30 protein-coding genes and 2 pseudogenes are annotated in these 25493 nt (G+C 59.0%); 19 read left to right on the top strand and 13 right to left on the bottom strand.

From position 1 onward, the window contains the following. Positions 1-118 precede the first annotated feature (118 nt). Both OLZ32_RS35230 and OLZ32_RS35225 read right to left on the bottom strand, forming a co-directional pair. Complete coding sequence (locus OLZ32_RS35230; RefSeq protein WP_264424951.1) at positions 119-913, bottom strand: hypothetical protein; 795 nt, start codon at positions 911-913, stop codon at positions 119-121. Beyond that, on the bottom strand, positions 897-1664 hold the full coding sequence (locus OLZ32_RS35225; protein ID WP_264424948.1) for a hypothetical protein: 768 nt from the start codon (positions 1662-1664) through the stop codon (positions 897-899). Before OLZ32_RS35225 ends, OLZ32_RS35230 begins: the two co-directional genes overlap by 17 nt. 421 nt (positions 1665-2085) lie before the next feature. Here OLZ32_RS35225 and OLZ32_RS35220 point away from each other — a divergent pair, with 421 nt between their 5' ends. Together OLZ32_RS35220 and OLZ32_RS35215 are read left to right on the top strand one after the other, a co-directional pair. Next, positions 2086-2601, top strand: coding sequence for a hypothetical protein (locus tag OLZ32_RS35220; RefSeq protein WP_264424946.1), 516 nt, complete (start codon positions 2086-2088; stop codon positions 2599-2601). A 248-nt stretch (positions 2602-2849) separates the two neighbouring features. Beyond that, positions 2850-3200 (top strand): cupin domain-containing protein, encoded by a 351-nt coding sequence (locus OLZ32_RS35215; RefSeq protein WP_026160141.1) that lies wholly within the window; start codon positions 2850-2852, stop codon positions 3198-3200. A gap of 15 nt (positions 3201-3215) precedes the next feature. On the opposite strand, the pseudogene OLZ32_RS35210 reads toward OLZ32_RS35215, so the two are convergent. From OLZ32_RS35210 to OLZ32_RS35185, 6 genes and pseudogenes are all read right to left on the bottom strand, one after another. Then, positions 3216-4006: pseudogene (locus tag OLZ32_RS35210) on the bottom strand (aldolase). 258 nt (positions 4007-4264) lie between these two features. Continuing rightward, entirely contained in the window at positions 4265-4651 is a 387-nt protein-coding gene (locus tag OLZ32_RS35205) for a response regulator (protein ID WP_264424945.1), read from the bottom strand. Positions 4652-4654: 3 nt separating this feature from the next. Continuing rightward, on the bottom strand, positions 4655-5713 hold the full coding sequence (locus tag OLZ32_RS35200; RefSeq protein WP_264424944.1) for a sensor histidine kinase: 1059 nt from the start codon (positions 5711-5713) through the stop codon (positions 4655-4657). 362 nt (positions 5714-6075) lie between these two features. Further along, positions 6076-6672 (bottom strand): general stress protein, encoded by a 597-nt coding sequence (locus tag OLZ32_RS35195; RefSeq protein ID WP_264424943.1) that lies wholly within the window; start codon positions 6670-6672, stop codon positions 6076-6078. Between the two features lie 17 nt (positions 6673-6689). Next, positions 6690-7007 (bottom strand): PepSY domain-containing protein, encoded by a 318-nt coding sequence (locus OLZ32_RS35190; RefSeq protein ID WP_012756441.1) that lies wholly within the window; start codon positions 7005-7007, stop codon positions 6690-6692. A gap of 346 nt (positions 7008-7353) precedes the next feature. After that, the gene (locus OLZ32_RS35185) at positions 7354-7743 is read right to left on the bottom strand and encodes a RidA family protein (RefSeq protein WP_264424942.1); all 390 of its coding nucleotides are present in this window, start codon (positions 7741-7743) and stop codon (positions 7354-7356) included. 155 nt (positions 7744-7898) lie between these two features. On the opposite strand from OLZ32_RS35185, the gene OLZ32_RS35180 reads away from it, so the two are divergent. Continuing rightward, positions 7899-8492, top strand: coding sequence for a TetR/AcrR family transcriptional regulator (locus tag OLZ32_RS35180; RefSeq protein WP_264424941.1), 594 nt, complete (start codon positions 7899-7901; stop codon positions 8490-8492). A gap of 384 nt (positions 8493-8876) precedes the next feature. On the opposite strand, the gene OLZ32_RS35175 is transcribed toward OLZ32_RS35180, so the two are convergent. Further along, positions 8877-11270, bottom strand: coding sequence for an arylsulfatase (locus OLZ32_RS35175; RefSeq protein ID WP_264424939.1), 2394 nt, complete (start codon positions 11268-11270; stop codon positions 8877-8879). 644 nt (positions 11271-11914) lie between these two features. On the opposite strand from OLZ32_RS35175, the gene OLZ32_RS35170 reads away from it, so the two are divergent. From OLZ32_RS35170 to OLZ32_RS35150, 5 genes are all read left to right on the top strand, one after another. Next, positions 11915-12229 carry an ArsR/SmtB family transcription factor gene (locus tag OLZ32_RS35170; protein ID WP_003546150.1) on the top strand — a complete coding sequence of 105 codons (315 nt, stop codon included), beginning with the start codon at positions 11915-11917 and terminating at the stop codon, positions 12227-12229. Next, on the top strand, positions 12226-12585 hold the full coding sequence (locus OLZ32_RS35165; protein ID WP_264424938.1) for an SRPBCC family protein: 360 nt from the start codon (positions 12226-12228) through the stop codon (positions 12583-12585). The genes OLZ32_RS35170 and OLZ32_RS35165 overlap by 4 nt, the downstream gene beginning before the upstream one ends. Positions 12586-12631: 46 nt before the next feature. Continuing rightward, positions 12632-13243, top strand: coding sequence for an ATP-dependent Clp protease proteolytic subunit (locus OLZ32_RS35160; protein WP_017990627.1), 612 nt, complete (start codon positions 12632-12634; stop codon positions 13241-13243). A gap of 312 nt (positions 13244-13555) precedes the next feature. Next, the gene (locus OLZ32_RS35155; protein WP_264397293.1) at positions 13556-13774 is read left to right on the top strand and encodes a hypothetical protein; all 219 of its coding nucleotides are present in this window, start codon (positions 13556-13558) and stop codon (positions 13772-13774) included. A gap of 165 nt (positions 13775-13939) precedes the next feature. Beyond that, positions 13940-14197, top strand: a complete 258-nt coding sequence (locus OLZ32_RS35150) for a GlsB/YeaQ/YmgE family stress response membrane protein (RefSeq protein WP_003546157.1) — start codon at positions 13940-13942, stop codon at positions 14195-14197. 148 nt (positions 14198-14345) lie between these two features. Here the strand turns inward: OLZ32_RS35150 and OLZ32_RS35145 are convergent, their stop codons facing one another. Then, on the bottom strand, positions 14346-14618 hold the full coding sequence (locus OLZ32_RS35145; protein WP_003546158.1) for a BON domain-containing protein: 273 nt from the start codon (positions 14616-14618) through the stop codon (positions 14346-14348). 458 nt (positions 14619-15076) lie between these two features. Between OLZ32_RS35145 and OLZ32_RS35140 the strand changes: the two genes are divergently transcribed. Continuing rightward, complete coding sequence (locus OLZ32_RS35140) at positions 15077-15727, top strand: pyridoxamine 5'-phosphate oxidase family protein (protein WP_264424937.1); 651 nt, start codon at positions 15077-15079, stop codon at positions 15725-15727. 110 nt (positions 15728-15837) lie between these two features. On the opposite strand, the gene OLZ32_RS35135 is transcribed toward OLZ32_RS35140, so the two are convergent. After that, on the bottom strand, positions 15838-16026 hold the full coding sequence (locus OLZ32_RS35135) for a hypothetical protein (protein WP_017990631.1): 189 nt from the start codon (positions 16024-16026) through the stop codon (positions 15838-15840). A gap of 392 nt (positions 16027-16418) precedes the next feature. Between OLZ32_RS35135 and ccoN the strand changes: the two genes are divergently transcribed. The 10 genes from ccoN to aac(3) all read left to right on the top strand — a co-directional run bounded on the left by ccoN (position 16419) and on the right by aac(3) (position 24705). Then, positions 16419-18062 carry a cytochrome-c oxidase, cbb3-type subunit I gene (ccoN, locus tag OLZ32_RS35130; protein WP_264424935.1) on the top strand — a complete coding sequence of 548 codons (1644 nt, stop codon included), beginning with the start codon at positions 16419-16421 and terminating at the stop codon, positions 18060-18062. Positions 18063-18065: 3 nt separating this feature from the next. Then, positions 18066-18818 carry a cytochrome-c oxidase, cbb3-type subunit II gene (ccoO, locus tag OLZ32_RS35125; RefSeq protein ID WP_003546166.1) on the top strand — a complete coding sequence of 251 codons (753 nt, stop codon included), beginning with the start codon at positions 18066-18068 and terminating at the stop codon, positions 18816-18818. An 18-nt stretch (positions 18819-18836) separates the two neighbouring features. After that, on the top strand, positions 18837-19007 hold the full coding sequence (locus tag OLZ32_RS35120; RefSeq protein ID WP_003546168.1) for a CcoQ/FixQ family Cbb3-type cytochrome c oxidase assembly chaperone: 171 nt from the start codon (positions 18837-18839) through the stop codon (positions 19005-19007). Further along, positions 18998-19876, top strand: coding sequence for a cytochrome-c oxidase, cbb3-type subunit III (gene ccoP, locus OLZ32_RS35115; RefSeq protein ID WP_264424934.1), 879 nt, complete (start codon positions 18998-19000; stop codon positions 19874-19876). Before OLZ32_RS35120 ends, ccoP begins: the two co-directional genes overlap by 10 nt. Then, the gene (locus tag OLZ32_RS35110; protein ID WP_003546173.1) at positions 19876-20067 is read left to right on the top strand and encodes a hypothetical protein; all 192 of its coding nucleotides are present in this window, start codon (positions 19876-19878) and stop codon (positions 20065-20067) included. The genes ccoP and OLZ32_RS35110 overlap by 1 nt, the downstream gene beginning before the upstream one ends. 18 nt (positions 20068-20085) lie before the next feature. Continuing rightward, entirely contained in the window at positions 20086-20892 is an 807-nt protein-coding gene (locus OLZ32_RS35105; RefSeq protein ID WP_003546174.1) for a DUF2189 domain-containing protein, read from the top strand. Positions 20893-20905: 13 nt separating this feature from the next. After that, on the top strand, positions 20906-23176 hold the full coding sequence (locus OLZ32_RS35100) for a heavy metal translocating P-type ATPase (protein ID WP_319641150.1): 2271 nt from the start codon (positions 20906-20908) through the stop codon (positions 23174-23176). Further along, positions 23173-23331 carry a cbb3-type cytochrome oxidase assembly protein CcoS gene (ccoS, locus tag OLZ32_RS35095; RefSeq protein WP_003546179.1) on the top strand — a complete coding sequence of 53 codons (159 nt, stop codon included), beginning with the start codon at positions 23173-23175 and terminating at the stop codon, positions 23329-23331. The genes OLZ32_RS35100 and ccoS overlap by 4 nt, the downstream gene beginning before the upstream one ends. Positions 23332-23366: 35 nt before the next feature. Next, on the top strand, positions 23367-23678 hold the full coding sequence (locus OLZ32_RS35090; RefSeq protein ID WP_264424931.1) for a hypothetical protein: 312 nt from the start codon (positions 23367-23369) through the stop codon (positions 23676-23678). Between the two features lie 211 nt (positions 23679-23889). Continuing rightward, the gene (gene aac(3) / locus OLZ32_RS35085) at positions 23890-24705 is read left to right on the top strand and encodes an aminoglycoside 3-N-acetyltransferase (RefSeq protein WP_264424929.1); all 816 of its coding nucleotides are present in this window, start codon (positions 23890-23892) and stop codon (positions 24703-24705) included. Positions 24706-24741: 36 nt separating this feature from the next. On the opposite strand, the pseudogene OLZ32_RS39515 reads toward aac(3), so the two are convergent. Beyond that, positions 24742-24913: pseudogene (locus OLZ32_RS39515) on the bottom strand (kinase); the annotation flags it as partial. Continuing rightward, a complete protein-coding gene (locus OLZ32_RS35080) occupies positions 24914-25480 on the bottom strand; it encodes a pyridoxamine 5'-phosphate oxidase family protein (protein WP_264424928.1) in 567 nt (188 codons plus the stop codon). Between the last annotated feature and the right edge of the window lie 13 nt (positions 25481-25493).

Raw genomic sequence — 25493 nt, 5'->3', positions numbered from 1 at the left:
CGAGGCGAGATCGGGACGCTCGTCGCACCTTCCGGCTTAAAGCGGTCCTCAGCCGAGAAGGTTAGCCGTATAAAACGAGAAATTACCTAGATGCTTTGCACAGTCCAGACGTCGCGGCTCAATAAAGAGCCGCCTTAAACTTCTGCCGGTCCGTGGGGTCCAACCAGTTGAACGAGTTCCCCTCAGCGAAGCTTGTGAGGATTTCGATTTCACCTTTGAACATCACGAGCTGTTCAGATGTAACGGCGTAAACGCCTAGCGGTTTGACATCGCTACCGAAACGCTGCTTCGCAAAGTACAGAGTTGCACCCTTTTCACACGCCTTAGAATGCGCCCCGCTCGGCATGCCTCGAAGCTCAAGTGTCGAAACCACTTTAAGACCGTTTGGCTTGTATGCGAAATCCGCGACAATCTCTTTGTCTTTGGAGACGACGAATTTCGGAATGACTTTTCCTTCATCTAGCCCTTGTCCGCGCTCGCCGAGCACACCGACTTGACGCAACATGGCAGAAATTTCGGTGTTGATCTTTTGTTGCTTCTCTTTCCTCGAAAGGGAGGGTTTTTCCACAAAAGTTGACAATATCTTGCGCACTGCTTTTTCGTATTCCTCTCGGCTCCGAGCGTGAATTTCACCCGGTCTGCCAAGCACAAACACCTCACTCTGCATTGGGTCGCGCTTTATACTCTCGCGGTCAATCAACAAAAGTGAAGCGTTCGATTTGGTCAGTGCCTCTCGATACGCCTCTGCGATCTCGTCCCATTTGTGGCCGGTGACATGGAGTAGCTTTCGCAGTTCCGTGAGGCGAACGTCCAATCCGTCCGGCGTAGCAATAGCTACGCCAACATTCACCCGTTCCCCACGCATGGCGTCTGGGCGGGCTTGTATGACTGAAAATTTATATGAGTGTGCCATCGTTCAAGCCGTCTCTGATCGCTGCGACCCTGTCCGATGCCATGCCTTTACCCCACCAGTCAATGATCGCATCCTCTTGTTGCTGGGTCAACCAAACCTTTGGATGTGTCGCGAGCACCCGCTGCACTCCTTGAACATCCAAAGCTGCAATTCTGTCCAAGACTTCGTTGGCTGCGCCTATAACGATGTAGTCGCCAAACTTCGCTTTGAGCCAATTCTTAACGCTAATCGTAGCAACGCTTGGGTCGGTCATAATATCAGGGAGGGGGAATCCATTAATTATCCAGGATCGTGAATAGTCAAAGGAATACGCCTTGTGCCCGTTACCATCCGGTACAACCATAAAATTATTTGCGTGACGATCGACATTATGCACGAACAGATCAAGCACGTAGATCCGAGACAAGTCTTCTGCGATGGAGTTGAAATCGATCACGCCCTGGACCGCAAGATTCCACCAGTCCGCGGTCTTGCCCTTCATCCAACTTGAGCCAAACCAATCGTTTCCATCCGTGTGCCGGATGACGCTGAATGGAACTTGGGGAACACCCGCGATTTGCGCCAAGGAGGAGCAGAACCACTCACAGTGAGGAAGATCGGGGTGAGCATCCGCTTTTTTGATCACAAAGCCGCCTGCGTCCCCACAAAAGCAGCCTTCAGTTGCGTCCTCACTGCCAAAATCGGCTGCTCCGCACCATACAGCTTCCAATGCCACGAGCTGTGGAACATTAACTTGCCCAGGTAATGCCATGCCCGCGCCCCGAATGCCCTACGCCGACGGTACTACTACCGATCACTATCTAGAATAATTACTACCTGCTACGCGTAAACATATCAATAAGTTCTGCTGCAGGGTGCCGACGCAAATCCGAAGGAGCGGCGATCACCGCCTGGAAACCTCGCGATAGTCGTCCCCGAGCCGGTTTTCGACACCTTGTCACTTGTCAGCGATTTCACCGAAACGGAGTTAGGCAGAAAAGAACCACAAAACATCGTCTAACATTCGGAAAAGATTGCAAAATATGCAAAGATTTAAAAAGATGTTCTTGGGTTTGGAGTCAAACTGATCGCGCGATAGATGGCTTGACAGTGTGATCAGCATACAGTTAGCGCTTTTGGCCACGCACTATCACCACATGGTCGTTTCGCTTTTTCACATTGAGGGGCCACGCATGGATGTGCAAGCCGAAGTCGACCTTCCAGCTCAGAGACAAAAGCGGGCTTGGGCCCCGGTGGTGTTGCTTTGTATTCTGGCATCGCCAGTCTTCCTCGTTCTGAAAACACTCGCTTTTATGCTTGGCGTGAAGCTGTTCCTGTTTTTATTCGGGGCATTCCTCGTCGTCGCTGTCGTGGGGTTTCTTCTTGGCCCGGTGTCGGTGGTTTGGAGTGGGTATATAGCGGTGACCGAGGTCATTTTTGGGCTTTCGGAAGACCACAAATACTTCTTGTGCTGTTCGTCGAAAGACCGATTTGAAGCAGAAGTTTTTTCATGGGTGCCAGTTTTGATGTTTCCGGCAGGAATGACGAGCTGCCTACTTCTAGCTCGGTCTATGTTTTGGAAATCCCTCACGCTCCGACAGATGATATTGGTTGTCGCGGTCTCGACTGTTATCGCGCAAGGTCTGTTGTGGTACTACGAATGGCAAGAGGTGGTTGTGGAATGTTCGGCCGTTCAGTGTAATTTCTGAGATGATTTGCGAATTGATTGAGTTGACCAACTCACGGCGACTAGCCTGAAGCTATAGGCATGAACCAGCCTAATCCCGAACGAAAAGAGCCAAAGCCTTGTGTGAGTGAAGCGTGTCGCCATGCTCCACTCGCCTTTCTCGCTGGCGAGGAGACCATAAGACCAGGAACCTCCTCCTCGTGCGTCTCCCATCCGTCTTGGCGTGCGAAATTTTCGCGCTACCTCTGCATGCGGCAATGGAGGAAGACGATGAAGATGCGTAAGTTCACGATCGCCGATGCGTCGTTGGAGCGTTCCCCCGGACAGGAGGCAGACATCTCCGTCGGCAATCTGGTCGACGAGCGGCACGGAGGGCCGATCACCATCGGCTATGGACGTTATGCGCCCGGCCAGAGCCTCACCGAGACCATGGCGGTCGATGACGTCATGATCGTTCTGGAAGGCCGGCTTTCGGTCTCGACGGACGGGGGAACGGTCACCGCCGGCCCCGGCGAGATCGTCTACATGCCCAAAGGTGAAACGGTGACCATCCGCTCGCACGAGGAGGGCGCGCTCACCGCCTATGTCACCTATCCCCATTGGCGGCCGGCCCACGCCTAAACCGCGAGCTGCGGCTCAGCGCTTGTATTCGGGCTCGCTGCGATCAAGCGCGCGTTTGACGGACTCCAGATGGAGCCGGGCCGACTCCGGGTCGCCCTCGCGCATTTGCCGGTATGCCGCTTCCGCAATCTCCGGCGCGACGGCAAGGACTTCGCGTCCGGTCGACAGGGCGAGCGTCTGCACTTCGCAGGCGCGCTCGAGGTAATAGAGGTCGTCCCAAGCCTCGGCGATATTGGGTGCGCAGACCATCACGCCGTGGTGCTTCATGAAGACGATGTCGGCATCGCCGATCGCAGCCGCGATCCGATCGCCTTCGCGCGCATCGAGCACCAGGCCGTTATAATTGCGGTCGACGGCCGTGCGTCCATAGAATTTCAATGCGGTCTGCCCGGCAAAGATCAGGGGATCGCCCTCCGTCATCGAAGGGCGGTGGCATAGGGCATATGGGTGTGGAACGCCGCCTTGGCGCGGGGAATGTTCTTGTGAATCCTGGCGTGGATGTAAAAGGCGGTGGCCTCAGGCTGCCCGTTGCCCGACACGACGTTGCCGTGAAAATCGCAGATCAACAGCATCGAGGCCGTCAGCTCGGCGAAAGCGTAGCCGTAAGGGTTGACGATGAACAGGTCGTCATATCCAGGAACGACGGCCGAGAAGTGGTTGCAGATCCCTTCCTCCATGCCGAGCCTTGCCGCCATCCGGAAGCAGGCGGCAAGATCGACCCGGGCCTGCCAGATGTCGTCCGTATCGAGTTTCGGCTGGTTGGGGCCGCCGGTGGGCGTTGGGGCTGTATTGAGGGAGTGCGCCATGGGTTCGTTTCAGATCGGTGTCGAAGGAGAGGGTGGCTATCGTCCTGAACTACGCCCGGATCAGCCTCGCATCAAGCCGGCTGGAGACAAACATGGTTCGCTTCATCTGCATTTTTTTACCCACCCTCCGTCATCCCGGGCTGAGGCTGGGATGACGGAGGGTGGGGAGGCGCTTTCCGCCAAACTCCCGTCGGCGCAGCGGATGGCGGATCGTCTCACCCCGCGGCTCGACCCGAGGGGCGTCGAAAAACACTTAGCTTAGCAGTCAGCCGCATTCCCGATCGACAGCAGATGAGCCATTGCGTCGGTAATCGCGTGGTTGTCGTAGGGTTTCGAGAAGGCCCTGCTTCCCATGGGGAGATCGCTCTCTTCGAGGATTGCCGCGCCGGAGGCAACGATCAGCCTGACAGGCGGCCACCGATCCCTGATGTAATGGGATAGCTTGATGCCATCCATCGTGCCGGGCATCTGAACGTCGGTGAAAACCAGATCGATGTCGTTTCGCGACTCAAGGATGCGAATTGCCTCATCCGCATCGCAGGCCTCCAGCGCTTGGTAGCCCGCAGAGAGCACCAGATCGACGGCACTCATCCGAATAATCGTGCTGTCTTCGACGACCAGGACGACCGCCTTGCCATTTTTCATCATTCACTCGGTTAAATTGGAGTGTGAACCTCGCGTTCGCAAACCGGCGCTTTCCAGGTGGCGGATTGTGACGGCGGTGCCGGGACCCGCATCACTCACCTGGATGTCGCCATTCAGGCTCTTTGCCAGCGCCTCCACAATGCCGGTCCCCAGGCCGGCCTTTGGTGCATCGCGACCCGCAGGCATGCCGATGCCGTTGTCGGTAACGGAGAGAGTCCAGTCCTTGCCGGATGAGTGATAGTCGATGACGATTGACCCCGGTCGTTCATCGAAGGCGTGCTTGAGGGCGTTGATCACAAGCTCGGTCACGACAAGCCCCAAGCGAACGGAAACGTCCGCTTCCACGGCGCTGCCGTCGACCGTCACCTGAATCGAAAGCCTGTCGGGGTCAGCAATCATCGACGCGCCAAGGCTTTGGCAAAGTTGAGTGAAATAGGTACGGAGTTCAACCTTGCCGCTGTTGGACATGGAGAGTTGCCGTTGCAGGGCCGCAATCGACATGACCCGGTGATGGGCGTTGTGGAGATGCCCGCGCGCTTCCTCCGACTGGACCCGCCGGGCGCTCTGCATGAGAACGCTGGCAATGATCTGGAGGCTGTTTGCCACCCTGTGCTGGACTTCCTGCAGCAGGATCGCGTTATCGCGAACGAGATCATCTTTCAGCCGAGCCTCGGCGCGCGCATCGGTCACGTCGGTGATGGCCAGAAGCAGGCGAATATGATCGAGGTCGCCGTCATCGAGCCTGCGCGCGTTGACGACCAGGTGCCGTGTTTTCTGGTTTGGCCGTTGAAAGTTGATTTCGTAGGCTTCGATGTCAGCACTGCCAGAGGCGGTCGCCGTCAGCAGTGACGCAAGCTGGGGCATCGCCCATTCGCCGTTTCCTATTTCCCTGAGGCTTTGGCCGCAAACTGTCTTGGGGTCGATGTCGAAGGCCCGGCAGAAGGATGCGCTGGCTGCGATGACCCTCTGGTCGTCGGACAGGTACAGCAACGGTTCATTGGGTGATACCACCACGGCAAGCGTGCTCGCCGCTTCGAAATGCGCTGGGGGTGTCTTTTGCATGGAGAGGCCCTCAAGGGCCGGAGACTCACGAAGCAAGTCATCACTCGGCAACAATGCCAACCGGCCAGAAGGCTCGGCCCGACGAAGAGACCGTAACACGCCTGACGGGTAATCCCTTCATGTTAAATATCGCGGCTGCCATGTCGACGTGATGAGCCGATGATGACGAATATTGATAGTCTGGGAGCGAGGCCATCAAGCAGCCGCCTGTGAGCAAACGCTCTTAAGCACATCTCGGCATGCCTCCCTCGGCAATCTCCGAAGTGATCTTGTCCACGGCGGATCCCACGCATCGACCGGTGCGGGAGATCAACACCTCAACCCTCCTTGCGACGTGCAAGGAGGGTTGAAATCAAGGCCGGTTAGATCGTCCGTCGATACCGGTCGCGCTCTTGCGCGATCTGCTCAGGCGCATATGGATCGAGCGTGTCGTCGAAGCGGGTCCATCCCTGCTCGTTATAGGCGCGCCGACGTTCGACCGGGTCGACCCAGTTTGAACCCTGGAGAATAGCCTGCGCCTCGGAGGCGCGGGCGTCGTCGACCTTGGCGGTGACCAGGCTGCCGCCGCGGCGGACACCTTCGGCATAGAGGTGAGCATCGTCTTCCGGGACGCCGGAGTCGGTGAGGGCGCCGATCAGGCCACCGGCGGCACCACCGGCGACGGCGCCGGCGACGGCGCCAGCCGCAGTCGCGGCAAGCCAGCCTGCGGCAACCACCGGCCCGACACCCGGAATGGCCATCAGGCCCAGTCCGGTCAGCAGTCCGCCGGCGCCACCGACGGCAGCGCCAATGCCGGCGCCCGTCGCGGCATCCTCGCCAACGTCAGAGTCGCGGTCGATGCGGCCAGCCTTGTTGGAGACGATGCTGATATCGTTTGAGGGAATGCCTGCCGCTTCCAATTTGTTGACGGCGGAGCGAGCGTCCGAATAGTCGTCGAAAAGTCCGGTTACAGTTCTCATCATGTTTCTCCCTGGGGTTACTTGGCGACAATGTTGCCTTGATAATCGAGGGCAATGGAGACGGCTTTCCCGTCCTTCATGCCGGCGGCCATCCAGATCCCCTTGTCATCGAGCTTGAGATCCTTGACGTCGGTGTAACCCGCTTCCGTAATGCGATCCTTCGCCTGGGCTTCGGTGAAGCTGTTGGCGCCTTCAACCGGCGCAGTCGGATTTTTGGTGTCCGGGGTTGCAACCGCAGGTGTGTTTCCATCCGCAGATGGAGCCGGCGTTGTCTGGGCAAGGGCCGCAACGGCAGACGCGCAGAGAATTGTCGCCGCAAAGACGATCTTCTTCATATGTGTTTCCTCTCATTTTGCGGATCAGATGACGATCCATGCGCTGAAAACACGCAAGGGAGTTCTTTGTTCCCGAAGATTATGCAATTGATTTTTCTAAGTATATGGCAACGCGGCGCGCTGCGGGGTCATTTTCTGCGGCGCCGGGGCAATGTAAGCAGACAGTAACGGGGGAGGGTAACCGACGATCTGCGGGCCCTTCAAGGAAACCTCTCGGAGTGAGGCGGGTTCTTTAACTCCTAAGGTTGTGCCGCTGCTAAATCTCCTAGAGGGCGCGCGCGCGGGGCCGCTTTCCTGCCGGCACGTCGTGCGGGTGGTAGATGCAGCCCCGGCAATGTCAGTGACTTCACGGAATACGGGCGATCACTTTGATCTCGAAGTCGAAGCCGGCGAGCCAGTTGACGCCGATGGCAGTCCAATTCGGGTAGGGTGGCTTGCTGAACATCTCCTGCTTGACCGCCATGATCGTGCCGAACTGGTTCTCGGGATCGGTGTGGAAGCTGGTGACGTCGACGATATCATCCAGCGTGGCGCCGGCGGCACTCAGCGTCGCCTTCAGGTTTTCAAAGGCCAGCCGCACTTGCTGTTCGAAATCGGGTTCCGGTGTCCCGTCCGCACGGCTGCCGACCTGTCCTGATACAAACAACAGATCGCCGGATCGGATCGCGGCGGAATAGCCGTGCTTCTCGTAAAGAGCGTGCCTGTCGGCCGGAAAGATTGCTTCGCGTTTTGTCATTCTGATCTCTCTTCATTGTTGACAACGACCGTTGAGCGCGGCGTGACGCTTCACATCTCGCACCCAATTTGGTATACGGTTCGTATGTGAAATGTATGAGATACGCATCGTATGTCAAGTCCATATACGCTTCGTATATGAAATTGAGGGATTGAATGGCCAGGAAACGCAGCGAAACGATGCAGGAAAACCGCGTCAAGCTGATCGCGGCGGCGCGCAAGACGTTTGCGGAAAAGGGGTACTCCGCAGCGTCAATGGATGAACTGACGGCCGACGTCGGCCTGACGCGGGGCGCGCTTTACCACAACTTCCAAGACAAACGCGGGTTGCTGGCGGCGGTTGTCGATCAGATCGACACGGAAATGGCGGTACGCGCTCAAGAGATTGGCGCGCGCGCAGGCAATGATTGGCAGGGCCTGCTCGCCGAGGGGGCGGCCTATATCGAGATGGCGCTCAATCCGGAAGTCCAGCGCATCGTCTTGCTCGACGGACCTGCGGTGCTGGGGGATCCCTCGCAGTGGCCGAGCCAGAACAATTGCCTGCAGGTGACCAAGAGCACGGTGGAGCGCCTGATCGCCCAAGGTATCCTCAAGCCGCTCGACGCAGAGGCGGCGGCGCGATTGCTGAGCGGCGCGGCTCTCAATGCCGCCCTCTGGATCGCCGCCAGCGAAGATCCGCAAAGCGTGCTGCCAAAGGCGGTCGAGGCTTTCCATGCCTTGGCGGCAGGTCTGCTGGCGGAGCGTTTGTGATCGACCAAGGGCCAAAGTCGAGCGAAGGGCAGTAACGGCGAAAGTGGCTCCTTCTCCTTCACGCGCTGTTCGAAGCGAGCGAAGGGAAGCGGCACGGGCTCGATCGGTGGTCGTCAGTTTACCTTCGCCATTGGATGATGAGGGGGGGATGATGATGGGGGATGATGATGGGGCGATGGGTCTGCTTTCGACCCAGAGCAGTCGGTCGGACCAATCCACTGCAACGATCGGCAAGCCTCAGAACTTTGCTTCCGTCAAGATCGCGTTCGTTGCAGTCTGAGTGGAGCATAACAATACTGGCTTTGCGCTTGCACTCAGTTTCCCTCTTTCAGCAGTCTCGCCATTGGCGGCCCTGGTTCGCGTCAGAGCCGCCAATAGCTCAACTCAGTTCAACTGCACGGTCAGCTTGTCGATGGTTCCGGTGAATTCGAACGGAACCCGATAGTCCTTGTCCTCGACGCCGGTGCGCGTATCCAAGCCGACATCGAATGTCTCGTCCCACGGCATCAAGGCAGGGACTGTATGCGGGATTTTCTGGCTGGCAACCTCCTTGCCGTCCACCGTCAGAACGCCGCTTCCACCCTTGGCCATGCCTGGTCCGTCCGACTTAAAGTCGAACACGATGGTGTGCTTGCCCGGCGCCAGCACGTCGGAGCCCTCCCAACGGAACCGCTCCATATCCATGAAATTGTAGAGAAACACCGGCTTGCCTTTGAGCAAATAGAGGCCGTAGCCGGCAAATTTGCCACCCGTGGTGACGATCATGCCCTCGGTGCCATCTGCCGGAACTTCGATCTCCGCGGTGATGGTGTAGGACTTGTTCACGATGTTCGGGGCGTTACTGCCAGGCAGACCGGAGATGACGCCCGAATAGCTGAACACGTTCCGCCCGGCGGTCGCACTTGGCCGGGGTGTCACGAGGCGCTCCAGGATAGAGTTGTCGAGCGGGAACACGCCGTACTTCGCGGCTTCCAGCAGGAATAGCTCCTGCATTTCGTTCAGCTTGTCGGGATTGACCGCCGCGAGGTCGTTAGCCTGGGAGAAGTCCTCGGCGAGATTATAGAGCTCCCATTTATAGCCGTTGACGACTTCCGGCATCGCGGACTGCCCCATCAGCCAGGGCGCGGCTGGTGGGGTTGTGCATGCATACCAGCCCCCGTGGTAGATGCCTCGGTTGCCGAACATTTCGAAGTACTGCGTCTGTCGAGCGGAAGGAGCTTCGGCGTTAGCCTTGTCCCAGGTATAGGCCATGCTCACCCCTTCGATCGGCTTCTGGGCAACGCCATTGACCATCATCGGCGCCGGAATGCCCGCGGCTTCCAGGATCGTCGGCACAATGTCGATGACATGGTGAAACTGGTTGCGGACGCCGCCGGCATCCTTGATGCGGGCCGGCCACGACATCGCCATGCCCTGCCGCGTGCCGCCGAAATGCGAGGCGACCTGCTTGGTCCATTTGAACGGCGTGTCGAAAGCCCATGACCAGGCCACCGACATATGCGGGTAGGTCTGGTCGGAACCCCACGCGTCATAGAACTTCATCTGCTCGGCAACCGGAATTGTCAGGCCCTCGATGGTGATCAGTTCACTCGGCGTGCCGAGCGTGCTCCCTTCCGCGCTCGTGCCATTGTCGCCCTCGATGTAGATGATGAGGGTGTTGTCGAGTTTGCCGACGTCCTCCACCGCCTGGATCACCCGACCGATCTCGTTGTCGGAGTAGGCCACGTAGGCGGCGAATACCTCGGCTTGCCGGGCGAACAGCTTCTTGCTCTCGGGGTCGAGCGTTTCCCATTTCGGCAGGTCGTCCGGCCAGGCGGTCAGCAGCGTATTCTGCGGGATGACGCCGAGGCGCTTCTGGTTGGCGAATATCTCGTCACGCATGGCGTTCCAGCCGTTGTCAAACTTGCCCTTGAACTTCTCAATCCATTCGGGCGTCGGATGATGCGGTGCATGCGTGGCGCCGGGAACATAGTAGACAAAAAACGGCTTGTCGGGCGCTGACGCGTTCAACTGCTTGATGTGGTTGATCGCGTTGTCGGCCTCGTCGGTGATCAGGTTGTAGCTGGGCTTGTCAACCCAGGGGAAAATCTGCGTGTGGTCCTGGAAGAGATAGGGCTGCCACTGGTTGGTGTCGCCACCCATGAAGCCATAAAAATAGTCGAAACCCATGCCGGACGGCCATTGGTCGAAAGGCCCGGAGCTGCTGTACTGGAAAGACGGCGTGTTGTGGTTCTTGCCGAACCATGACGTGGCGTAGCCGTTCTGCTTCAGAATGTTGCCGATCGTAGCGTTCTCGACGCCGAGGACCGAATCATAGCCCGGATAGCCCGTGGCTTGCTCGGAAATAACACCGAAACCGCTCGAATGATGATTGCGTCCGGTAATCAGCGCTGCCCGTGTCGGCGAGCAGAGCGCCGTGGAGTTGAACTGCGTGTAGCGCAGTCCCGACTGCGCGATCCGGTCGAGCGCCGGTGTCGGTATGACGCCGCCGAAAGTGCCTGAGACTCCATACCCGGCATCGTCGGTCATGATCAGGAGGATGTTCGGCGCGCCCTTGGGCGGCACGATTTGCGGCGGCCAATAGGGCTTCGAGTCCTTGGCGCTGAGATTGATCTCACCGCCGAATGCCGCCGGCGGATTGGGAAGGTACCTCCCGTCGATGGTCGTCGTGGCGCTGGGCGAGCCCGGGGTGCCGGTGACGGTCTGCGCGTGGATTGGCGCAAGGTAGAATCCGGTTGAGATCAGAAATGACGTTAGCAACAACGTGCGAGATTTCATCACAAGCCTCCTGCGCTTCCCATTGATGTGGTTGGATCTTTAGGCGTGTTGTCCCCTGCAGATGTCTTGGTTATTTCCGCGCTGCGCCGTGACAAAACGGGCGGCTCCGTCCCCGCGCGGTTGGTCCCTCAGTACAAGACAGCTCGCCGATAGGTGCAGCGCGCGACGCCGGCATAGGAAACCGCGCCGAGAACCAGCGCACCCAATAGAAGTCTCCGCCTGGAAGTCGTGGTCCGTGCTGCTTGTTGAAAATTCAAGGCAAAGGTCTTGCTTCAAGGTGACGCTACGGCATCGCGCTCTCGCAAGGAAGGTAGTTTACTGTATCCTACGGGCAGAATTTGAACGTCGGATGGCCGATTTGATCCCAGATGCTGAGGCACGGAAAAGATCGAGAAGATTGCACCACTGAAGGAAACCGGTTTGTCTCGAACGCGCGGCTTCGCAGCGTAGGGCGCAGGCATGGTAATCGAGGACGCCGCGATGCGGAGCCGCTGCCTTCAAGAAACCGGCAGAGTTTTGCGGGGAGGATCCTCGAACCTTTGAGGAAAGACCGGAGTGTCGCAAAAGTCGGGAGTTGCGCGACAACGCAAAAGCCATCGCGAAACAGACTTGCGAATCGCATAAGTGTGTGCTTATGTGTTCGCATGATCGAGAATGACATTTTCCGAGCCTTGGCTGACCCGACCCGCCGCGCGATCTTCGAGAAGCTGGCGGCGGGCGGCATGAACGCCAGTGCCCTGCGTGAGGGCATGGAGATCAGCCAGCCGGCAATGTCGCAACACCTCTCGGTTTTGCGGAGCGCAAAGCTCGTGAGGGAAGAACGGCAGGGGCGTTTCGTGAATTACGAAGTCGATCCGGAGGGACTGGCTCTCATCGCACAATGGTTGGCGAAATATCGCGCCTACTGGCCTGCCCGCATCGAAGCTCTCAAGGTCTTGCTGAAGGATATGGACCAATGAACGATGGAAAGGCCAAGGAGCAGAAAGACGGCATCGAGCTGGAATTCGATCTGGACGAACCGCCGCAAAAGGTCTGGCGTGCAATCAGCATTCCGGAATTTCGGGAAAACTGGTTGCCGAAAGACGCTTTGGCCGATCCCACCCCGGCCACGATCACGCCTGGCGAGGAAGTCCGTTATAGCCTGCGCGACGACGCTCCACCTTTCCTTGAAAGCACGGTGACGTTCACGATCGTCCCGAACGCGACCGGCGGCACCCGCCTGCGCATTACCCACGAGCTGACCGACGCGAGGCTTGACCGGGTGGCGAAAGCGGCCGCGAACAGCAACGGTCCGCCCCTCATGCTCGCCGCCTGACGCGGCAAGCTCTCCCCTTTGATTTCTGGAAGATTGGAGTTCGCCGATGCGCGAAGCGATGCAACTCGTCCCTATGGTCGTAGAACAATCCAGCAGAGGGGAGCGGTCTTTTGACATTTACTCCCGCCTTTTGCGCGAACGCATCATCTTCCTCAACGGCGAGGTCAACGATACCGTTTCCGCTCTGGTCTGCGCGCAGCTGCTGTTCCTCGAGGCCGAGAATCCAAAGAAGCCGATCAATCTTTACATCAATTCTCCGGGCGGCGTCGTGACCAGCGGCTTCGCCATGTACGACACCATGCGCTTTATCCGGGCGCCGGTTCATACGCTTTGCATGGGCACGGCCCGTTCCATGGGATCGTTCCTGCTGATGGCAGGCGAGGCCGGCGGAAGAGCTGCCTTGCCCAATGCCAGTATCCTCATTCACCAGCCATCCGGTGGCTTCCAAGGCCAGGCTTCCGACATGCAGATTCATGCCGAAGAAATTCTGAAGACCAAGCAGCGCATGACGCGGCTCTACGCGGAGCATTGCGGACGCTCCTATGAAGACTTCGAGCGCGGGATGGATCGCGACCGCTTCATGACGGCGGAAGAAGCATTGGAATGGGGTCTTATCGACCGTATTCTTACGGTTCGGGAAGGCGAAATTCCCGATTGAAGCGACACTTGGTTTCCTGACTTTTGCGATGCCCGCAAAAGAGTCCAGACAGGGCGGAACCGTTGCTGCGGCTATCGGTTAATCCGCCGAGGTCGCGGCGTGCCAATCGGACGTGACGGAGATGGTGAACGCACCGGTTTTTCCGATTTCTCGGTGCGGGCAACGAAATGCCAGGCGAGCACCTTACCCGTTCGCCGCGATCTCATCCCGGACAACAGCCTCCTGAGCGCGGAACCGCCGCCCGCCCATCAAAGGCGGTGGAACACGCGAGCGACCATGCACCGTGTGGGTCGATCAGAGGAGGAAAAGATCATGAGCAAGAATAATTGGAAGGTCGGGCTTCGCGCCAAGCTGGAGCATCTCGTCGACGACTGCGTTGTCGCCGGGGCCAGGCAGCAGGACGTCTTCGATGCGATCATCAGGGAGATCGGCAATCTGCGCGCAGCCCTTGAGCGCGATCCCGATCCTGCAGACGACGATGTTGCCGTCATGGAGGAGCCTTCGAACGATTGGCCCGCGGCCGACAAGTGACCTGAAGCCGATCGGGGAGGGCACGCGACCCTCTTGGGGCGGGGGTTATGGAACCAACTGGCGCGGCGAAGATTATAGTCTTGTCGCTTGGCAATCGATTTAGCCTGGATCTGCGAGACGTGATTGCCCGCGCCGGCCGCTCATCATTCACAAGGGGGAATTGCTATGGAAAGTGCAGGTATCGGCTGGATCGCCGCAATCGTCATTGGCGGCATTGCCGGCTGGCTCGCCGAAATGCTGATGAAGAGCAACATGGGCGTGCTGATGAACGTCCTTCTCGGTATTGTCGGCGCCATCGTCGCCAACTTTATCCTGTCGCTCTTCGGCGTCGTCCTTGGCGGATGGCTGGGTTATCTGATCGCGGGCTTCATCGGGGCCTGTATCCTCATCGCTGTTGCGAGAATGGTCAGACGTACGGCCTGATCAAACAGGAGGCGGCCTGGCAAACCGGCCGCCTTCATCACGTTTTCGGGTTAGCGCTCACGCGTGGTCGTCCGGCGTTCCGGGATTGATCCAGCGGGAGGGCCGATCCGGCCTAAAATCATCCTGCTCGAGCGCAGCATTGGCCTGCCTATTGCGTGGGAAAACGGCTCAGCATCCGGTCCTGGACGTTCTCCCAGCCGACGATCATCGCCGCAAGCGAGATGGCTTTGTCGCGGTCTGCAGCCTTGGTTATAAAGCCTTCGAGCAGCACGACAGGGCCGAGCATCCTGATCTCGATGGCAGTGCTGTCGATATCCGGATCAGCGGCAAGGGCCGCTTCGATCGTGGCGATCGTGGATGCCGAACTGTGGCCTTGCGAGCAGCGCTCTTCGTGATTGTAGTTATCGGGGCCGAACTTCATATTCTCCTCCTGTCCCGCCCCTCCACGGACCTTCACATGACCTCGCATAATATATGAGCAGCGTGTCCCGAGGCCGCCACCTGGACTTAAGTCCGGCTTTCCCTCGGCGCGATCCGGCCTAGATTCTCCTGATCCTTGTTCAAAGGACATCAGGGAGGTTTTAGCAATGTTTGCTGAACTCCAGTCAGAACCTCCCTGATGACGCGCCAAGTTATCGACCGCTGTCGAGCGTCCGAGGTCCGCGGATCCGGAATGCTTCGCGTTAGAGGTGGCGACCAGGATATATCCGATAAAGCGGAAACACTGCCTTGGTGGCTTTTGGCTGTCCATTGATCCCGGATAGCAACTCATGTATATCTTCTGAGGTACGTACATCATTATGGCTTGCGGGCGGAGACGAGCGTTGCGAGGTTCCAGACCTGCAGGCCATGCGATGAAAGGGATTTCGGGAGGGGATCATGACGGCCTTACAACTCAATCCAGATTTTGCCATTGCGGATGAACAGTCGCTTCGGGCGCTGTTCGAGCCGACCCACGCTCTGGCAATCGTGAAGTGTCAGAATTCTCTTGGCGAGCACGCGCAGGAATTCATTCGGCGCTCGCCGTTCTTCTGCATCGGTACGCAGAGTTCGGAGGGAAAGGCCGACGTCAGTCCTCGCGGCGACCCTCCGGGGTTCGTCAAGGTTCTTGACGAGCGCACCCTGGCGATCCCGGATCGACCCGGCAACAATCGTCTTGATACCCTAAGCAACATCATCGCCAACCCGAACGTCGGGCTCTTGTTTCTTATCCCCGGCTTCGACGACACATTGCGCGTCAACGGGCGGGCAAATCTGACCAATGATCCTCAGCTGTTGGCGAGCATGAGCGTCGCCGATCGTCTCCCGAAACTCGCTATCATCGTCAACGTCAGCGAAGTTTTCATGCATTGCGCCAAGGCGTTCAGACGGTCCCGCTTGTGGAGTCCGGATCATTTCCAGGGCCGCAAGGAGATGCCCTCGCTGATAAAGATCATTCTGGATGAGACGACAGGGGCGCCGAGGGACGGGGATGAAATGCGAAAGATGGACGAAGAACTGGAGCAAGCCTACCGAAAGACACTTTACTAGCTGCCCGGCGCGGGCTGAAGCGGGCGCCGTGTCTCCGCTGCCGCAACTCGCCTGACCTTCGGACCGGCGCTACCCGCCCTTTCCGACTCGTTGTGCCTTTCGCAGAAGTCTCAGATCGCGGTCTGCATGAGATAAGGAGATTTTTCGACGGGAACCCGCGCGACGATCTTCATCACCAGCGTGGGAGCGACATCAGGAACAGAGCTCACTCGTCCGTCTTTGTAGAGCACCCGCAAGAGGCAGGTCTCGCTGTCATATTCAAGTTCGGCGATCGTCTTTGAACGGACCAGAAAGTGCATCTTCAACTGCCTCCTGCGCTGCAGCATGATCAAGGTGAAAACGACCGACCGCCGCCCACCCTGGAGGGGCAATGCTTGATCGGCACGAAACTCTTTGCCACTTCGGCGGCCGGCGCTGTCCGAAACGCGATCCAAAAGTCAACGCGTCCCGCCAAATCATCCCGGCGAAGTCATGAAGAAATCTAGTAAAATCCACCATCGAAATCGCGTGAAATCAGCGTGACACACGCCCCGCGACTATACGTGACACGAGACCACCAGAATAAGATGTGCGCAGCGCCTGCCGCAACGAAGACACCGATGGACGATCTAGTCTATCTCCGCGCGTAGAACTGATTTGCCTTTCAACGCTTTGTGGAGCACCATCATCGGCACAGCCGGGGGATGGAACGATGGGACAGCTCACGAGCGGAGAGCGGGGGTCCGCGGCAGCTATACTTATCACTTTGATGGTTGTCGGTGTCGCGATGGCGGCCGCTGGCCGCTTTGATCCCATCGGCATACACGGCGCTATCGTCCTTGTGTATTGCGGCGCGTTGTTCTGCTACATCCTGACTTCAGCTTTCAGCGAAGAACCGGATGCTTCGCGCTTTTCCAGCTACTATGACGATCCGATCAAGGTCGGCGTGGCCCTCACACTGGCGTGGGCGGTCTTTGGCATGTTCATCGGCGTTTGGGCAGCTGCACAGCTTGCCTGGCCGAGCCTGAATTTCGATACGGCGTGGTCGAGCTTCGGCCGTATACGGCCCGCCCATACGACAGGGGTGATCTTCGGCTTCGGCGGAAACGCGTTGATCGCGACATCATTCCATGTCGTTCAGCGAACATCGCGCGCAAGGTTGGCCGATCAACTCTCGCCGTGGTTCGTGATCTTCGGCTTCAACCTTTTCTGTCTGATCGCGGTCAGCGGGTATTTCATGGGCGTTACCCAGTCGAAGGAATACGCGGAAGCGGAATGGTATGCCGACCTCTGGCTCGTGATCGTTTGGATCGCCTATTTTATACTTTTCGTACGCACCCTGGCGCGGCGCAAGGAACCACACATCTACGTGGCCAACTGGTACTATCTCGCCTTCATCATCGTGGTCGCGATCCTCCATATCGTCAACAACCTGGCAGTGCCCGTGTCGTTCGGACACGCCAAAAGCTACACGGTATGGCCCGGTGTCCAGGATGCGATGGTCCAATGGTGGTACGGGCATAACGCCGTGGCGTTTTTTCTCACGTCGGGCTTCCTAGGGATGCTCTACTACTACCTGCCGATCCGCGCTGAGCGGCCGATTTTTTCCTATCGATTGTCCATTCTCAGCTTCTGGGGGATCACCTTCTTCTACATGTGGGCGGGGTCCCACCATCTCCATTACACCGCACTGCCTCTCTGGGTGCAAAACCTTGGAATGACGTTCTCGGTCATGCTGCTCGTTCCGTCGTGGGCGTCGGCCGGGAACGCGTTGCTCACGTTGAACGGGGCTTGGCATCGCGTGCGTGACGACGCCACTCTTCGCTTCATCATGATGGCGGCGTTCTTCTATGGGCTGTCGACATTCGAAGGGTCTTTCATGGCAATCAGACCCGTCAACTCACTGTCTCATTATACCGATTGGACGGTCGGCCACGTTCATGCCGGTGCGCTGGGCTGGGTTGCCATGATAACGTTCGGCGCGTTCTACACACTCGTTCCATCGATCTGGAAACGCGAAAGGATGTATTCTGCAGCCCTGGTCGAAGTCCATTTCTGGTTGGCGCTTGCAGGCACACTCATCTACGTCTTCGCCATGTGGAATTCCGGCATTATCCAAGGCTTGATGTGGCGCACGTATTCCGCCGACAACACCCTGGTCTATTCATTCGTCGACAGTCTGCTGGCGATGTATCCCTACTACATCGCACGCGCTTTCGGAGGGCTGCTTTTCCTCCTTGGGGCGATCGTGGCGAGCTTCAATATCTGGATGACCGTCCGAACGGCTCCCGCCGCGGGAGCAGTTCACGATGCGCCCCTGACTTCGGGCATTCTCGAACATGCGCCGGCGGAGTGAGAGATGAGCGAACCTCTGCACGGAAGACTGGAACGGACGGCCGTCGGGTTCATGCTGGCTATCGTTGTGGCGGGAAGCGTCGGCGGGCTTGTCGAGATCGCCCCGCTGTTCACGATCCACGAGACGGTCGAGGACGCCCCCGACATGAGAGTGTACACACCCCTCGAGGCGGCGGGCCGGAACATCTATGTTCGCGAAGGCTGCTACGCCTGCCACAGCCAGATGATCAGAACGCTGCGGGACGAGGTCGAGCGGTACGGTCCTTATTCTCTTGCGGTCGAATCCAAGTACGACCATCCCATGTTGTGGGGATCAAAACGCACGGGTCCCGATCTGGCGCGCATCGGCGGGAAGTATTCCGATCTCTGGCACGTAGCCCATTTGATCAACCCTCGCGAGGTCGTCCCGGAATCCAACATGCCGTCTTATCAATGGTTGGCGACAACCCCGCTCGATCTGGCCGATCTGCGCGACCAAGTGGCGGCGCTGAGAACCGTGGGAGTGCCTTATACGGACGACATGGTCGCAAACGCGTCTGCCGATGCCTTCGGCCAAGCCAATCCAGACAGCGAACAGTCCTCAGGCGTCACGGAACGTTATGGGCAAGACACGCAGGTCTCAGCCTTTGACGGCGTAAAAACCAGAGTGACGGAAATGGACGCCATGGTCGCCTATCTGCAGGTGCTTGGCAGGCTCACAAAGGCTGCCTACCAGAACACTGCGGCACCGGAGCAAATGCCGAACCCCAACAATTGATTGCTCAGGGGATTTGAAATGGATCTTACCCACGAAACCATGTTGGAACTGTCCAAGGTTTGGGGCTTGTTCTATCTCATTCTGTTTTCGATCGGGGTGATCATCTACACCTTCTGGCCTTCCAACAAGGCGCGTTTCGATCGGGCGGAAACGGACATATTCGATAAGGACGACACCCCATGGCGATAGAGGAAGTCGATCCCGTAACAGGCCGGAAGACGACGGGACACATTTGGAACGGCATCAAGGAGCTCGATACTCCTGTACCACGCGGGGTTCTGCTCTTCCTGATCATCACGCACCTGTTCGCCGCTCTCTGGTGGATACTGTATCCGACTTGGCCGCTTGGAAGCACGTATACGAGGGGCCTGATCGGGACGGGTCAAAAGCAGGCGGTAGAGCGAAAGATCATAGAAGCCGATGCTTCGCGCGCGCCCTGGATCGAGAAGATCGAGACCAGTTCCTTTGATGAAATCCGTGCAGACGCAAAGCTGATGGAGAAGGTGGCCTCCAGCGGCCACCAGTTGTTCGGAGACAACTGCGCCGCCTGTCATGGAAGGGACGGCAAGGGCGGACGAGACTTCCCCGATCTTACCGATGACGACTGGCTTTGGGGTGGAGGACCAGAAAAGATCGTCCAGACCATGACGGTGGGAGTCAATACGACACACTCGCAAAGCCGCGTGTCGCAGATGCCTGCGTTCGGAACAGACGAAATGCTCAACCGAAAACAGGTGAGCGATGTCGCCGCCTATGTCTATTCGTTGAGCAATTCGTCCACCGAAGCCGCAGACGCCAGCCAGATAGCTGCGGGCCGCGAGGTGTTCATGGCTAGCTGCGTGGCATGCCACGGCGAAGACGCCAAAGGCAAACAGGATGTGGGTGCGCCGAACCTGACCGATGGCCGCTGGATTTACGGCGGGGGCATCGAACGGATCGTCCAGTCGATCCATGGCGGACGGCAGGGACATATGCCCACCTGGGACGAACGCCTAAGTCCCGCTGAGATAAAGATACTCGCGCTTTATGTGAACAAGCTGGGTGGGGGTCAACAGTGATGCCCGAAGCGAAGAGACCTATACCACGCGCTTTCAAGTGGCTGCTGATCGGGCTGACCGGGGCGATCTTTGTCGGCGCTAACGCCCATTTTGTTTACATGGCGATCGCCACCCAGCCCGCCTGCATCGAGCATATCAAGGAAAAAGGCCAGCAACCCAACCAATTCAGGGCCGCCGCTTCAGCTTGCTGAACGCGCGAGGAGGATCAGATGCCGCAGGACGACACTTCCGGCCGATATCGGAGCGAGGTATCAGGGATACAGGAGACGATGAATCCCAAGTGGCAGCGGCATCTGCCCCTCGGTGCTCCTCTCGGTTGGCTTGGCAAAGGTTGGCAGGACTTGATCCGGCAACCCTGGCCAAGTCTGGCCTACGGGTTCGTGGTGTTCCTACTCGCGTTGGCGGCCACCGTGATGCTGTTTCGGCTCGAGCGCGACTATCTTCTCTTTCCCGCATTGGCGGGCATATTGATCGTCGCGCCGCTCTTTGCCGCCGGCCTCTATGTCAAGAGCAGGAGTTTGGCGAACGGGGAGCGCATCACGCTTCGTGAGATGTTATTCGTCCGGCCGAGAGCTGGAGGGCAGGTGTTTTTCACGGGGATGCTGCTGTGCATGGTGATGCTGCTCTGGATGAGGGCGGCGGTCATTATCTACGCGCTCTTTTTCGGCGTTAATCCGTTCCCCGGCCTTGATGGCGTAGCAAGGCTATTGGTCACCACTCCCTCGGGCTGGGGCATGCTGATCGTCGGCTTGTGTGTCGGCGCATTGTTCGCTGGATTCGCCTTTGCAATCGGGGTGTTCTCAATCCCGATGCTTCTGGATGAGCGCATTGACGCCTTCACGGCGATGGGCGTCAGCGTTGTCATGGTCTGGAACAACATGGGACCGTCAATGGTCTGGGGTGCGATCGTGCTCGCCCTCTTCCTCGCCAGCCTGCTGACGGGACTTGTCGGACTGATCGTCGTTTTTCCTTTGCTCGGCCACGCCACATGGCATGCCTACAAGGCAATGAGGTAGCGAGGAACGGACAATGACCTGCTGCGCGTCCATTGCGTCGTCACTCCACGAGCCCGGACCAAGAAGGCCGGGTGTGGACGAGGTTGCGTTGGCAAGCAGGGATTTGGGCAACGGTCTCAGGCAGATCACCCTGTCCGTTCCGGACATGCGATGCGGCGCATGCATGGCGCTTCTGGAATCGACCCTTGGCAAGCACCCCGACGTTCACATGGCGCGCGCCAATCTGACGGCGAAGCGCGTAACCATCCATTGGCACGCGGAAAATGGTTCGCCGCCCGATTTTGCCGCCCTGATCGGAACGATCGGTTACACGGCCGTCTTGCCGGCGGAAGGCCGCGATCAACCGGACGGTGAGGTGTCAGGCCTGCTGCGCGCGCTGGCAGTCGCCGGCTTTTGCTCAATGAACATCATGGTGCTGTCCGTATCGGTCTGGGCGGGTGCCGACCCGGCAACACGTCAGACGCTCCACCTGATGTCGGCCGCGCTCGCACTACCGGCCGTGATCTACTCCGGGGCGACATTCTACCGGTCGGCGTGGCGGGCGCTCGTGCACGGTCGGGCCAACATGGATGTGCCCGTCAGCATCGGCGTCTTGCTCTCGTTCGGTCTCAGCGTATACGACACGTTCGCCGAAGGACGGCAAGCCTACTTCGAGGCCAGTACCTCGCTACTCTTCGTTTTGCTCATCGGACGCACGCTGGATCATCTGATGCGAAGGAAGGCACACTCGGCGGCGACGGCGCTGGCCGAGATGATGCCGAAAGGCGCGAATGTGATACGCGCGGACGGACGGATCGAGTATGTTCCGCTGAACGAAATCGCGCCCGGAACCCACACTCTGATTGCCGCCGGCGACAGAATTCCGGCTGACGGCACCATTCTCTCCGGCCTCACGGAGCTTGACCGCTCGTTGCTGACGGGAGAGAGCCGATGGACGAGCGTCGGACCAGGCGAAAAGGTTCGCGCGGGCGAGTTGAACGTTGGCCATCCCCTGACTGTCGAAGCCACCGCAATGCCTGCAGATTCGATCCTCGCCGAGATACATGGGATGCTCGAAGCCGTCGAGGGCGGCCGATCCCAATATCGGCTGCTCGTGGACAGGGCAGCGCGCCTCTATGCTCCAATTGTCCATAGTCTCTCGATTCTGACATTCATTCAGTGGTTCGTGATGACGAGAGACGTCCACCTCGCCCTGACGACCGCGATCTCCGTCCTGATCATAGCTTGCCCTTGCGCTCTCGGGCTCGCGGTTCCGATGGTCCAGGTCGTCGCCGCCCGTAAGTTGTTCAAGCACGGCGTCGTGGCGCGGGACGGTTCTGCGTTGGAACGCCTGGCGGAAATCGACACCGTCGTGTTCGACAAGACCGGCACCCTGACGCAATACGAGCCGACGCTGCTGAGCGGGAACTGCGTCGGACCGTTGGAGTTTTCATTGGCAGCTTCGCTGGCGCGGTACTCCAGTCATCCGATGTCGACTGCGATTGCGGCCTACGCCTCACGACGCGAGCCGCAAGCCCTCGCGCTCGACGACGTCAGAGAGGTTCCGGGCAGCGGTCTCGAGGCATCTTTCGATGGGCAAATCTATCGACTCGGACGAGCGGCCTGGGCGACGGGCGGCCAGAGAGAGGATCGGACTGCCGCAGCTTCCACGGTCGTCCTGACGCGACAGGCAGAAATCCTCGCTTCCTTCGTTTTCGGAGAAAGCCTCCGGGTGGGGTCGGCGCAGGCGGTGCAGTTCCTGAAGAGCCGCGGCATCGCCGTCCAGATGCTGACGGGCGACGCCCCGGAAGCGGCTCGTGCGGTGGCAAAGGAGCTTGGAATCGACACGGTAACATCAGCCGCCCTTCCTAAGGACAAGGCGAAGACTATCGAAGCGTTACGCGACAGCGGACGCAACGTCGCGATGATCGGTGACGGAATAAACGACGCGGTGGCGCTCAAGGCCGCCCATGTTGCCATGGCTCCGGCTTCGGGAAGCGACATCGGTCGAAGTGCCGCCGACTTCATTCTGCTCAGTGGAGGCATGGACGGGGTCGAGATCGCCATTACAACGGCAGGGCGCGCGGGTGCACTGATCCGTCAGAATTTTGCTTTGGCTATTGTTTATAATGCTTGCAGCATCCCGCTCGCATTGCTCGGCTATGTAAACCCGCTCATCGCCGCGATAGCGATGTCCTCGTCGTCCATACTGGTCGTCGCGAATGCAATGAGGCTTGAGATCGACAGAACGCCACCAGAGCGGAACTTGGGCCGGATAAGTGGCTTGGTAGGAGCAAGACAGTGAGCACGTTGTCGTTTCTCATTCCCGTAGCCCTCCTGATGGGTATCGCCGGGCTTGGCGCTTTTCTTTGGTGTTTGCGCACCGGCCAATACGACGATCTGGATGGCGCAGCAGAGAGGATATTGTTCGAGAAGGACGACAAGCCTCTCGGCGGCTGAAAACACAAATGTAAAACACTCTGAAGGAGGTTCGAATGGAAGAGACGGATCATCAGTCTCCGTTAGGTGCCTCCGGCACCACACAAAGCCCGCGTATTCGCACCATCGACCCCTCGGAGTCCGTTACCGGGGTGGGCATCGTGTTTGGCATCCTTGGTGCGGTGATCGGGGCGGTATCCACGGCGCTCCTGGGCGATGCATCCAGCGTTGGCTCTTGGATCGCCTACTGCTTCATTGCGGCGTTAGCGGGAGGCTCCGCAGGGATCGTCATCGGCGGAATGTTTGGAGCGATTTTCGGGGTAATCAGGGGAGTGACGATACCCGCCCGCAAGGATCGTAAGGCCTAATAGGTCGATCCGTTTGCGCAGTACGAGAGAGTCCTTATTGAAGAAGGGTTCTGTGACCGAGGCAAATGCGTGGTGTGGTTGCAGCGCTATTGAGACCTTGATCTAAATCTCATAATGGCGAGAAGTTGCCGTTCGTGGGCTATCTTGATAGCGATTGCTCTTGGCGTTGATGCCAGATTCAATAGGTTCGTGACCCTAGGATCGTCTGCCGATGATCGTTCCGCGCATTCACACCCGCCTCTCGCTCGCCAGGGACCTGGACAGTCTCGGCATTCGCGCCGGCAACTTTGTCATGGTCCACGCCGCGATGAAGCGGGTGGGGCGGCTGCTCAACGGGCCTGATGTACTGATCGAAGCGCTTCGCGATGCCGTGGGGCCTTCCGGCACCATCGTCGCCTACACCGACTGGAACGGCGCCTATGATGCGTTGCTGGATGAAAATGGCCGCGTCCCGCCGGAATGGCGCGCACATATCGCGCCGTTCGATCCGGCTGTTTGTCGCGCTGCCCGCGATAATGGCGTGCTCGCCGAATTTATTCGAACGACACCGGGGGCAAGGCGCAGCGGCAATCCGGGCGCCTCGGTCGCGACGATCGGTGCGTGCGCCGATTGGCTCACCGCCGATCACCCACTCGATTACGGCTATGGAGAGACATCGCCGCTCGGCAGGCTGGTGGCTGCAGGCGGCAAGGTTCTGATGGCCGGCGCCCCGCTCGACACCATGACCCTGCTCCACCATGCAGAACACCTGGCGCGAATTCCGAACAAGCGCCTGCGCCGCTACGAGGCGCCCATTGTCACATCGGCCGGCGTGGTGTGGCGCATGCTGGAAGAGTTCGACACAAGCGACCCAGTCGTGCCGGGCCTCGACGACGATTATTTCGGCCGGATCGTGGGCGCGTTTCTCGCCAGCGGGCAGGGTGCGCAGGGCCTGGTCGGAGACGCAGAATCGGTCCTGGTCGACGCGGCCGCGATCTGCAGCTTCGCTGTCGCATGGCTGGAGCATCATGTTCGGTTTGAAGGCTGAGCGGCTAAGCCGCTAAGCCGCGCGTCAAAGGGTGCTTCAGAACAGGCGGTCGACACATCGCGCGGTCTCCCACGTCTTGAGGAAATTCGCCCGCCTTGCAATCCAGCCGACAGCCTCGCTTGCCCATTCCTGTGCCCTGCGTATTCGCCCATCAGCCGGATGTGGTGGACGATACAAACCGATCGGCGGTTTCGATGTCGCCTGGCGTTCAGGGATTGACCCAGCGGGAGGAGGTCAGCGCGCCCAGATTGTTGTAGGCAAAGATTGCGCGTCGGTTGTCGGCGTGACGCAGTTGGAACCAGTCCAGCGTCTCGGCCCGGAAGATCAGCACCCCGAAGAAGGCCCGTCCTTCGCCGTCTGCGACCGGTGCCTCGCTTGCCGGCTCGCCGATGTCGTCGCCCGGCGGCCCGCCCATATAGGTGCTGCGCGTCGATCGCGGCAGCGAGCTCCAGGCCTCGGCCGCGCATTGGCTTGTCGGTCCATGGAGTTCGGCCGATCCCTGCAGGCGAAGCTGCACTTTCGGCTGCGGGCCAAAGCCGAGGAGGGTGACCCGAGGATCGGCCGATATTTCCTGCCATTTCGGGCTTCTGACATCCGTATGGATTTCCAGGAGGCGTCGCGCGGCATCCACGCGCCTCAGCACCACCATGCGGGCTTGCGGCCGGCCGCCGGCATCGACCGAACAGAGGTTCAGGTAGCGGAAGGCCGACTGCGGATCGGCGGCGGCACCTTCCAGCTCGGCCCAGGCCGATGCATCGACCTCGGCGAGGGTCACTGTGCCGCCTCAG

It is taken from the genome of Rhizobium acaciae, from assembly GCF_025941625.1.
Classification (GTDB): domain Bacteria; phylum Pseudomonadota; class Alphaproteobacteria; order Rhizobiales; family Rhizobiaceae; genus Rhizobium; species Rhizobium acaciae.
The sequence above is the reverse complement of the archived record's forward strand: the minus strand, read 5'-3'. Positions and strand labels throughout refer to the sequence as shown.

Coding starts and splice junctions, on each gene's coding strand:
- OLZ32_RS35145 (WP_003546158.1), bottom strand. CDS start 14,618: ATGAAGTTCGGCCCCGATAACTACAATCACGAAGAGCGCTGCTCGCAA.
- OLZ32_RS35190 (WP_012756441.1), bottom strand. CDS start 7,007: ATGAAGAAGATCGTCTTTGCGGCGACAATTCTCTGCGCGTCTGCCGTT.
- OLZ32_RS35120 (WP_003546168.1), top strand. CDS start 18,837: ATGGATCTTACCCACGAAACCATGTTGGAACTGTCCAAGGTTTGGGGC.
- OLZ32_RS35150 (WP_003546157.1), top strand. CDS start 13,940: ATGGAAAGTGCAGGTATCGGCTGGATCGCCGCAATCGTCATTGGCGGC.
- OLZ32_RS35180 (WP_264424941.1), top strand. CDS start 7,899: ATGGCCAGGAAACGCAGCGAAACGATGCAGGAAAACCGCGTCAAGCTG.
- OLZ32_RS35170 (WP_003546150.1), top strand. CDS start 11,915: ATGATCGAGAATGACATTTTCCGAGCCTTGGCTGACCCGACCCGCCGC.
- OLZ32_RS35135 (WP_017990631.1), bottom strand. CDS start 16,026: ATGCACTTTCTGGTCCGTTCAAAGACGATCGCCGAACTTGAATATGAC.
- OLZ32_RS35230 (WP_264424951.1), bottom strand. CDS start 913: ATGGCACACTCATATAAATTTTCAGTCATACAAGCCCGCCCAGACGCC.
- OLZ32_RS35200 (WP_264424944.1), bottom strand. CDS start 5,713: ATGCAAAAGACACCCCCAGCGCATTTCGAAGCGGCGAGCACGCTTGCC.
- OLZ32_RS35220 (WP_264424946.1), top strand. CDS start 2,086: ATGGATGTGCAAGCCGAAGTCGACCTTCCAGCTCAGAGACAAAAGCGG.
- ccoO (WP_003546166.1), top strand. CDS start 18,066: ATGAGCGAACCTCTGCACGGAAGACTGGAACGGACGGCCGTCGGGTTC.
- OLZ32_RS35205 (WP_264424945.1), bottom strand. CDS start 4,651: ATGAAAAATGGCAAGGCGGTCGTCCTGGTCGTCGAAGACAGCACGATT.
- ccoP (WP_264424934.1), top strand. CDS start 18,998: ATGGCGATAGAGGAAGTCGATCCCGTAACAGGCCGGAAGACGACGGGA.
- OLZ32_RS35155 (WP_264397293.1), top strand. CDS start 13,556: ATGAGCAAGAATAATTGGAAGGTCGGGCTTCGCGCCAAGCTGGAGCAT.
- OLZ32_RS35160 (WP_017990627.1), top strand. CDS start 12,632: ATGCGCGAAGCGATGCAACTCGTCCCTATGGTCGTAGAACAATCCAGC.
- OLZ32_RS35090 (WP_264424931.1), top strand. CDS start 23,367: ATGGAAGAGACGGATCATCAGTCTCCGTTAGGTGCCTCCGGCACCACA.
- OLZ32_RS35185 (WP_264424942.1), bottom strand. CDS start 7,743: ATGACAAAACGCGAAGCAATCTTTCCGGCCGACAGGCACGCTCTTTAC.
- ccoN (WP_264424935.1), top strand. CDS start 16,419: ATGGGACAGCTCACGAGCGGAGAGCGGGGGTCCGCGGCAGCTATACTT.
- OLZ32_RS35140 (WP_264424937.1), top strand. CDS start 15,077: ATGACGGCCTTACAACTCAATCCAGATTTTGCCATTGCGGATGAACAG.
- OLZ32_RS35215 (WP_026160141.1), top strand. CDS start 2,850: ATGAAGATGCGTAAGTTCACGATCGCCGATGCGTCGTTGGAGCGTTCC.
- OLZ32_RS35105 (WP_003546174.1), top strand. CDS start 20,086: ATGCCGCAGGACGACACTTCCGGCCGATATCGGAGCGAGGTATCAGGG.
- OLZ32_RS35195 (WP_264424943.1), bottom strand. CDS start 6,672: ATGAGAACTGTAACCGGACTTTTCGACGACTATTCGGACGCTCGCTCC.
- OLZ32_RS35165 (WP_264424938.1), top strand. CDS start 12,226: ATGAACGATGGAAAGGCCAAGGAGCAGAAAGACGGCATCGAGCTGGAA.
- OLZ32_RS35100 (WP_319641150.1), top strand. CDS start 20,906: ATGACCTGCTGCGCGTCCATTGCGTCGTCACTCCACGAGCCCGGACCA.
- OLZ32_RS35110 (WP_003546173.1), top strand. CDS start 19,876: ATGCCCGAAGCGAAGAGACCTATACCACGCGCTTTCAAGTGGCTGCTG.
- OLZ32_RS35175 (WP_264424939.1), bottom strand. CDS start 11,270: ATGAAATCTCGCACGTTGTTGCTAACGTCATTTCTGATCTCAACCGGA.
- OLZ32_RS35225 (WP_264424948.1), bottom strand. CDS start 1,664: ATGGCATTACCTGGGCAAGTTAATGTTCCACAGCTCGTGGCATTGGAA.